The organism is Cohnella sp. (assembly GCF_041641335.1).
In the GTDB taxonomy this organism is placed as follows: domain Bacteria; phylum Bacillota; class Bacilli; order Paenibacillales; family Paenibacillaceae; genus Cohnella.
Genome location: NZ_JBEPYQ010000057.1, coordinates 36814 through 45436 on the forward strand (window position 1 = coordinate 36814; position 8623 = coordinate 45436).

Below are 8623 nucleotides of genomic sequence, written 5' to 3' on the forward strand. Positions count from 1 at the left end.
GCTTTCATCCTCTTTTCTCATCGCACGTCGGTAATGCCGACGTACGGCCACTGGGTTCCCAGCGCGAACGACAGTCCGAACAAGGCGGCCGTCACGGCTCCGAAGACGATGTCCCGGCAGCTGAACCCGATAATATAATAATAGGTTCTTCGCGCCTGCCCGGCAAACCGCTTCGCCTCCATCGCGACCGCGATCCGGTGCGCTCTGCGGATGCTCTGCGCCAGCAGCGGAATCGCATAGCGGTGCCACGTCTGATAGAACGTCTTCAGTCTGCTCTGCTTCTTCATCCCCCGGATCTTCAGCGCGTGGCGCAGCGTCTGGAACTCCTCGGCAAGAATCGGGATCATTCGCATCGCGGCGAGAAAGCTGTACGCGTATTTCGGCGGCAGCTTCGCCTTCTGCATCAGCGCGTAAAACAGGTCGACCGGCCGTGTCGTCAATCCGAACAGCAGACCGACCGCGGCCATGCTCAGCGCCCTGAAGCCGAGATGCAGCCCGCGGTAAAAGCTCTCCTCGGTAATGTTCACGATGCCCCACGAAAACCACGGCGTCTCCCCTTTGCCGAAAAACATCATGCCCGTCGTCGAGGAGACGAATACGAGCAGAAATGGCGAAGCGTACAGCAGCAGCCTGCGCCATGGGTGGCCCGACCAGAGCAGCAGAAGCACGGAGCCGGCCGCTACGTTCGCCATGACGCTGAAGTCGTGAATGAGAATGACCGCAAAAAACCAGAGGGAAAACAGCGTCAGCTTCACGACGGGATTAACGCGATGCAGCCATGTCCGCCGGTGCGGAAAGGTCAATTGCATCCGCCAGCCTCCCTTCCCGGACACGCCAGACGGCCGTGCAATAGCGTTCCGCGATTCGGGGATCGTGCGTCACCATCAGAATCGCCATCTCTTCCGAGCGCAGGCGCTCCAGCAGTTCCAGCATGGCGAACGTGTTGCGCGCATCCAGCCCGAACGTCGGCTCGTCGAGCAGCAGCAGCCGCTGGCCGCGGATGATCGCGGAAGCGACGCTGAGCCGCCTCTTCTGTCCCATCGACAATTGGAAGGGATGGCGGCTCGCGCAATCGGCCAGCTGCAGTTCCTCCATCAGCCGTTCGCTGCTTTGGCGCCGCTCTCCCGCTTCCACTCCGTCAACCAGCAGCGAATACTCGATCTCGTCCCGAACCGTATGGGTCACGAATTGAAATTCCGGGTTCTGGAACACGAAAGCCGCATGTTCGGCTAGTTGCTCCGTCTTGCGAAACTCCCCTCCGGCTACCCTGCATAGCCCTTCCGTCTTGATCAGGCGCATGATCGCGAGCAGGAGAGAGCTTTTGCCCGCTCCGTTGTCGCCCATGACGGCGATCCAATCCCCCGGCTTGATCTCCGCGCTCTCCACTTCGATGACCGGCTTCGTTCCTCTTAGTCCGCGATAGTTTTGAAGCTCGGCGATCGGTCGATCCGAAGGTTCCGGGTTAGCTTTCCCCGGCCGCTTGCCCAGCTTCCGGTCCCGCTCCTCCCAAATGCCCGGATACCAGATTCCGTAACGGTTCAGCTCGGCTCGATATTGCGTGAATACATCGGCAGCCGCGCCGTCCGCCACGATCTCTCCGCTAGGTCCGAGAACGACGACCCGGTCGAACAGATCGGCCATTCCCTCGATTTTGTGCTCGACGGCAATCAGCGTCATGCCGCTCGCGACCGAACGGATCGTCCGCCACACCTGCTCCGTGCCCTCTTCGTCGAGCAGCGCCGTCGGTTCGTCCAGGAACAGCACCTCCGGCTCCGTCGCCAGCGCGGCGGCGATCGCCAGCCGCTGCTTCATCCCTTGCGAGAGCGTCTGAATCGGCACGTGGGGGTCGGGTAATTCAAGCCCCACCTGCCGCAGATGCCGGGAGATGCGGGCAGGCATCTCCTCTCGCGGCACTAGCAGATTTTCCAGTACGAAGGCGAGTTCCTCGTCTACGTAGGGCATACAGAACTGCGTGTCCGGGTCCTGGAACACGTATCCCCACCGTTCAGGCACGACCGTCTCGTCGGCGATCATCGGCACCTCGATCAAGCCGGGAATCAGCCCGCTCATCACCTGAAGCAGCGTCGACTTGCCGCAGCCGCTCGGCCCGAGCAGCAGCGTATGCTCCCCCTTGCGAAAAGAAAGAGAAACGCCTTGAAACAACAAGGCGTCCTCTCCCGCGAACTTCAGCTTCAGATTGGATACTGCCGCCGCGACGGAATCGGGCAGCGGCGCTGTAGGCGATAGCCCCGGCAAAGCAGCCGCTTGAGCCGACGGTCCGGATGCACGGTGCACAGTCAGCGTCGAAGTATCCGCGGCGAGCGCCGACACAGCGCTGCCTGAGGTTGCCGCGTCCCCTGTCATGCCCGGTGGAGCGCGTCGAAGTCCTGCTTCGAAGCGGGACGCAGCACCTTGGTCACGCCCGTCAGCTCCAGCGCCTTGGCCAACGAATAAGCGAAGATGCCCGCGATGACGATGCTGCCGATCAGGCGCAACCCGATGAACAGCGTATAGTTCCACGCCGTGAGCTGCTCAATGTAGCCGTAGCCGAAATCGAGCACCAGCGACCCGGCCGCAGCGCCGATCGCCGCCAGCGATGCGACCCATACCGAGAAGTTGCGATACAGGAAGATCGCGAACACGATCTCGGCTCCGAGCCCCTGCAGCAGCCCGTACCACAACGTGGAGATGCCCCACTCGCTGCCGAGCAGCGCGCTCACGCTGGCCGCCGCGACCTCGGCCAGCACCGCCACTCCCGGCTTGCGAATGACGAGGAACGCGAACGTTCCCGCCAGGAACCACATGCCGTACGACAGCTGCTCCGCATGCAGCCCGAGCGGCTTAAAGACGTCGTACATCGGGCCCCATATTTTGTAGATGATGCCGAAGACGACCGCGATCACGACCGTGACCATAATATCGGTCAATTTCAATCCCCGGGACTTCGTCCCTTGTCCGGCTTGCGCCATAACTTCAACACTTCCTCTCCGGTATTGTGTTGCCTCTTGAACGCTTAGACGGGCAATCGAGCAACGAGGTCTTCCGGGCTACCCCTGTACTCCGCACGCCCCGAAGCGGCTTGACCGCAAACGAAAAAGCCCGCCCCTTACGAGCAGGGCAGGCTAGCGCACGGCATCCGAAGATACGCGACCAAAGTTGTCTCTACGCTGGCATTACCCAGATCAGATCGACGGTCAGCGGCATACGGCCGCAATCTCAGCCTGACTTCATCAAGCACCCGTTTCTTTGCGATTCAATTATCTATAACTTATCTCATGCTCACGATTTTGGCAATACGATATTGCCCGCAATCCCCTATTAATACCGCCCGTTACACTCATTGGCCGCATACAGCTTCCTCCGCATGCGGGTTATCACTTCATCGTGATTGACAAGTTCTTCTCCGTCTGCAACCTGCTTTTCAGCCACCAATAGCTTCGATTGCAATTTAATACGGGCCTCTATGCTCCTATACGTTTCATGGGTCACCACAACGGGATCAACCTCTCCATTGCGCGTTACAATCAAAGGTTCGTCCAGCTCGTTACCGTCCGCCACAGACTCGTCCTCCTATCTTCCAGCTTGCCGATAGAGCTCTCGGCTCTTGTAGCCTGTCTTAAGGATCGCTTTCATCTCCTCCCGCCGATTTGCCCGCGTCTCCTCTTGCTTGGCGCTGTAGACGTAACGAGCCCAGTCCTTGCGATAGCCCGGGGTAAGCGACCGGTAGAAGGCCAGAAGCTCGGGAGAATCGGCCAAATCCTGCTCCACGCTCGGAATCAGATCGACGTAGTCGTCCACCCGCTGGCTCGGCTGAGCCGCACGCGGCGACGGCGCCCCCTTGCCCTTGGAGTCTTCCTTGAATCCGACGACGGTAAACACGTCGTCCAGTCCGACCATCCTCGCGAACTTAACTGCGCTTCCCGAGATATACCCTTCTTCGTCCGCGCCGAGCCCCGGGAACAGATCGTCGCGGTGAATGGACGTTGCGTACTTTTTATTGCCCAGCTTCGGATAGGCGACGAACAGATATCCGTTCGGACTCAGCGCCCCCTCGACGATAACGCGGCCGACAAGGTTCTTCAACGATTCCATATCCAGCACGAAGGCGAACACAAGATCATACCCGGCGTCCTTGAGCGACGTATCGTACCCTTTCAATTCCGTGAAATAATCGGTTCCTTCCGGCTGGTTCAAAATCGCGGCTCTCTCGTATTTACGCAGGCCCAGCTTATCCACGATCGTTTTCGACATTGCTTCATCCTCCAGGCGATTATCGGTCTTACGATCATTATAGCCGATCATGGCCCGGAGCTGACGAGGTTGATTCGTTGAAGATTTGCTCGAATGCAACTTTGGCTTCCTCTGTGCCGCCTCCCCTTGGCTCCGTTACTCCAACACGCGAAACGTTCCGGTCCCGAACGCCAGCAGCTCGCCGTCCTCCGTTCTGACGCGAGCCTGCGTCGTCACCGTCTTGCGGGTCATGTGCGCGATCTCCGCTTCAACGTAGACACGGCCCGCTCCGACAGGGGCGACGTAGTTCAGGTTCAGATGCGTCGTCACGACGCCGGCGTTCGGACGGGCAATCATCGCCGCAAGCCCCATTGCCGAATCGATCATCGTCGCATGCACCCCGCCGTGCAGAATGCCGATCAAATTCAGATGATGCGGCTTCACGTCCAGCGACACCAGGATCCCGCGTTCGTCCACCCGCTCGAACGAGCAGCCGACCCAGCCCCAGAACGTCGATTCCGCCTTCGCTTTCCACTGTTCCATCTGCGGAGGAAGCTCAACTCCCTTGTTCGTCTCCATCCGTTCGTCTCCTCCTCCCTTTCCGTTTCAGCCTTCCGGTTCCTCTTCGAGCAGCTTGCGACGAAGCACCTTGCCCGACATCGTCTTCGGCAGCGTCTCGCGGAACTCGATGATTTTCGGCACTTTGTACGCCGCCAGCTTCTCCCTGCACCACCGTTCCAGCGCTTCCTTATCGCGCGACGCTCCTTGCCGCAGTACGACGAACGCCTTCACCGTTTCTCCGCGGTAAGCGTCCGGCACGCCCGCAACGCTCGCCTCCTCCACGTCCGGATGCTCGTAGAGAACCTCCTCAACTTCCCGAGGGTAGACGTTGTAGCCTCCCGCCACAATGACGTCCTTACGCCGATCGACAATATAGCAGTAGCCTTCCTCGTCCTGCCTGCCCAGATCTCCGGTCAACAGCCAGCCGCCCTGCAGCGCCTTTGCCGTCTCGTCCGGCCGGTTCCAGTACCCCTTCATCACCTGCGGCCCCCGGATCGCCAGCTCCCCGATCTGCCCGACCGGCACGTCTTCGAACGTGTCCGGATCGACGTAACGGGCTTCGGTGTCCGGAAAAGGGAGGCCGATAGAGCCGTTCTTCCGCCGCGCCCAAATGTTGTTCGCATGCGTGACCGGAGACGCCTCGGTCAGCCCGTAGCCTTCAATCAGCTTGCCTCCGGTCATCTCCTCGAAACGCCCCTGCACGTGCAGGGGCAAAGAAGCGGCGCCGCTGATGCAGAAGTTGATCGAGGAGAAGTCGTACTTCCGCACATTGGGATGATTAACGATCGCGATGTACATCGTAGGCGCGCCTGGAAACTGCGTCGGCTTCTTCTTGTGGATCGTCTTCAACACTTGATCGATCTCGAAGCGCGGCAGCAGCACGAGCGTATTCGCCGCATACACCCCCAGGTTGAGCAGGACGGTCAGCCCGAACACGTGGAAAAAGGGCAGCGCAGCCAGCAAACGTTCCTTCGCATTCTCCGTTTTGTAACACCACAGCCGGGTTTGCACCGTGTTGGCCACCAGGTTGTAGTGCGTCAGCATAACGCCTTTGGCCAGTCCGGTCGTCCCGCCCGTATACTGGACGAGCGCCAAATCCTCCTCCGCGTCGACGTCCGCCAGCACGGGGTAGGCGGGGGAGCTCTTGATCAGCTCGCGGAACGACAGCACCTGCTCGGTGTACCCCACCTTGACGAACTTTCCTTCTTTTTTCTGCTTCAGCATGTACAGGGCGTTCTTCGGAAAAGGCAAGTAATCTTGGATCGACGTAACGACGATCCGTTCCAGCGGACGCTTAACCGTCGATTGCTGAACGCGATTCAAGAGCAAGTCGAGCGTAACGATGATGCGAGCGTCCGAATCGGCAAGCTGATGCTCCAGCTCGCGGGGCATATAGAGCGGATTGGTCATGACGACGACTCCGCCGATCATCAGAATGCCGAAGTAAGCGATGACGGCTTGCGGGCAGTTCGGCAGCATGACGGCGACACGGTCTCCCTTGCGGATGCCGAGCTTGAGCAACGCGTTCGCGAAGCGGCGGGACTGCTCCAGAAGCGAGCCGTACGTCACCTTCTTCCCCAGAAACTCCAGGGCGACATTGTCGGGATAGGCCGAAGCGGAATCGATTAGAAAGCAGGCCAAATTCTTTTTCGGATACTCGTGCGAATGCGGAACTTCGGCAGGATATTCCTTTAACCAGGGGGCATTGGACACCACCGACACCTCGCTCCCACTCTAGTGAGTTGCTTTGGTTGCAGCGTTGCGTTTCACTTTTCACACGACGTACTTTTCCGCTTCGATCACCTTGGCCGCGATCCTCCGCTTCAGCCCGATCGTATCGACCGCGGCCCGGCGTCCGAGCTTCTTCAAAATGGACAGCTGCGTTCGCAGCACGTCTCCCGACTCCATCGCAGCCAGCGCCTCCCGCGCGAATTCTTCGACTTTGCCGAACTCCTCGTGAATGAAGACGGTCGTCATGTCGATCGCGTTGGCCGCTTTGGCTTCGCCGCTCCGGCCGATCAGCTTGCGGGCGCGCAGCAGCGCGCTCTCGGACGCAAAGACGGAGATCAGCATATCTCCCAGATGGCTGAGCACCTCCTGCTCCCGGTCCAGCTTCGTCTGGTACTTCTGCACGGCCTGAGCCCCGACCATCAGAAATATCTTTTTGGCCATGGCCAGCAAATGCGTCTCCTGCTCCAGCGTTCCCTCGAACTCCCGGCTCGGCATCGGCGCCATCAGCTCGGCCTGGAGCGCCATCGCCTTCTGCATCAGCGGCAGCTCTCCCTTTAACGCTCGTTTGATCAGCGCTCCGGGAATAAGCAGTCTGTTGATCTCGTTCGTCCCTTCGAAAATGCGGTTAATGCGCGAGTCCCGATAAATACGCTCGATGCGATACTCCTGGATGTAGCCGTACCCCCCGTGAATCTGCACCCCCTCGTCGGCGACGAAATCAAGCGCTTCCGAGCCGAACACTTTGTTGATCGAGCATTCGAGCTGGTATTCCGCGATCGCCTTGGCCGCCTGGAACCCGACGTTGTCCGCGCCGTGATCGACCTCGGCCAGCCCCTCGTCGAACAGCCCCGCCGTGCGGTACACCATGCTCTCCAGCGCATAGGAGCGAACGTTCATCTCCGCCAGCTTCTTGCCGATGAGCGGGAACGAGGAGATCGGGCGGCCGAACTGCACGCGCTCGTTGGCGTACTTGGCGGACAGCCCGAGCGCTTCCTTGGCGGTGCCGAGCGCGCCCGCAGCCAGCTTGAACCGGCCGATATTCAAAATGTTGAAGGCGATCAGATGGCCTTTGCCGGCTTCCCACAGCAGATTTTCGGCCGGCACCTTGACGTCCTCCAGGATGAGCGGACAGGTGGAAGAACCCTTGATGCCCATCTTCTTCTCCTCCGGACCGATGCTGACGCCCGGCATCGTCCGCTCGACGATAAACGTGCTGAAGTCAGTGCCGTTCACCTTGGCGTACACGATGAAGATGTCGGCGAAGCCCGCGTTCGTAATGAACTGCTTGGCGCCGTTCAGCACGTAAAATCGGCCGTCCTCCGTCGGTGTCGCCGTCGTCTTCGCGCCTTGCGCGTCCGAGCCTGAGGACGGCTCCGTCAGGCAGTAAGCGGCCAGCTTCTCGCCCGACGCCAGCTCCGGCAAATACTTGCGCTTCTGCGCCTCGGTGCCGAAGTAAACGATCGGCAGCGTGCCGATGCCGACATGCGCTCCGGCGGACAGCGCGAAGGAGGCGGCCTTGGCGAAGCGCTCGCCGATCAGCGTCGTGCCGACTTTGTCCAGGCCCAGTCCGCCATAGGCTTCGGGCACGTCCGCGCCGAGCAGGCCGGTCTCCCCCGCCTGCCGCAGCTTCGCGACGGTCAGCTCGTAGTTCAGCTTCTCGATCGCTTCATCATGAGGCGCGATTTCGGCCTCAACGAAATCCTCGGTCGTCTGCGCGATCATCCGATGCTCCTCGGTGAAGTCCTCCGGCGTCACGATGCGGTCCGCTTCGATATCCTCGATGATGAAGCTCCCGCCGATTACCTTGCCGCTTAGCGTTTTGCCCATCGCTTTCCTCTCCTTTGAGATGATTGAACATGCGTATCTCGTGGCTTGGTTCCCTCGTCCAGTGAACGCCGTGGCTCCTAGGCACTTTTTTGGCCTTGGCAGTCCCTGCTCTCTCCCGACCACCCACCGGCGAGGCACTTTTTTGGCCTTCGCAGAGCCGGGGTCGCTGCTCCAAGGCACTTTTTTGGCCTTGGCAGTCCCTGCTCTCTCCCGACCACCCACCGGCGAGGCACTTTTTTGGCCTTTGTGGAGCCGGGACCGCCGCCCCGAGGCA

The 8623-nt window shown here is 60.3% G+C and carries 8 protein-coding genes; all 8 read right to left on the reverse strand.

What is annotated here, in order from left to right:
• Nucleotides 1-17 precede the first annotated feature (17 nt).
• Nucleotides 18-809 carry an energy-coupling factor transporter transmembrane component T family protein gene (locus ACESLM_RS18490; protein WP_372633045.1) on the reverse strand — a complete coding sequence of 264 codons (792 nt, stop codon included), beginning with the start codon at nt 807-809 and terminating at the stop codon, nt 18-20.
• Nucleotides 763-2364 (reverse strand): ABC transporter ATP-binding protein, encoded by a 1602-nt coding sequence (locus ACESLM_RS18495; RefSeq protein WP_372633046.1) that lies wholly within the window; start codon nt 2362-2364, stop codon nt 763-765. The genes ACESLM_RS18490 and ACESLM_RS18495 overlap by 47 nt, the downstream gene beginning before the upstream one ends.
• Entirely contained in the window at nt 2361-2969 is a 609-nt protein-coding gene (locus ACESLM_RS18500; RefSeq protein WP_372633047.1) for an ECF transporter S component, read from the reverse strand. Before ACESLM_RS18500 ends, ACESLM_RS18495 begins: the two co-directional genes overlap by 4 nt.
• Nucleotides 2970-3318: 349 nt before the next feature.
• A complete protein-coding gene (locus tag ACESLM_RS18505) occupies nt 3319-3558 on the reverse strand; it encodes a type II toxin-antitoxin system Phd/YefM family antitoxin (protein WP_372633048.1) in 240 nt (79 codons plus the stop codon).
• A gap of 12 nt (nt 3559-3570) precedes the next feature.
• Nucleotides 3571-4251, reverse strand: a complete 681-nt coding sequence (locus tag ACESLM_RS18510) for a YdeI/OmpD-associated family protein (protein WP_372633049.1) — start codon at nt 4249-4251, stop codon at nt 3571-3573.
• Between the two features lie 135 nt (nt 4252-4386).
• Complete coding sequence (locus tag ACESLM_RS18515) at nt 4387-4809, reverse strand: PaaI family thioesterase (RefSeq protein WP_372633050.1); 423 nt, start codon at nt 4807-4809, stop codon at nt 4387-4389.
• A 27-nt stretch (nt 4810-4836) separates the two neighbouring features.
• Complete coding sequence (locus tag ACESLM_RS18520; protein WP_372633055.1) at nt 4837-6504, reverse strand: long-chain-fatty-acid--CoA ligase; 1668 nt, start codon at nt 6502-6504, stop codon at nt 4837-4839.
• Between the two features lie 60 nt (nt 6505-6564).
• Nucleotides 6565-8349: an acyl-CoA dehydrogenase family protein gene (locus tag ACESLM_RS18525; RefSeq protein WP_372633051.1), complete on the reverse strand. Its 1785-nt coding sequence runs from the start codon at nt 8347-8349 to the stop codon at nt 6565-6567.
• Between the last annotated feature and the right edge of the window lie 274 nt (nt 8350-8623).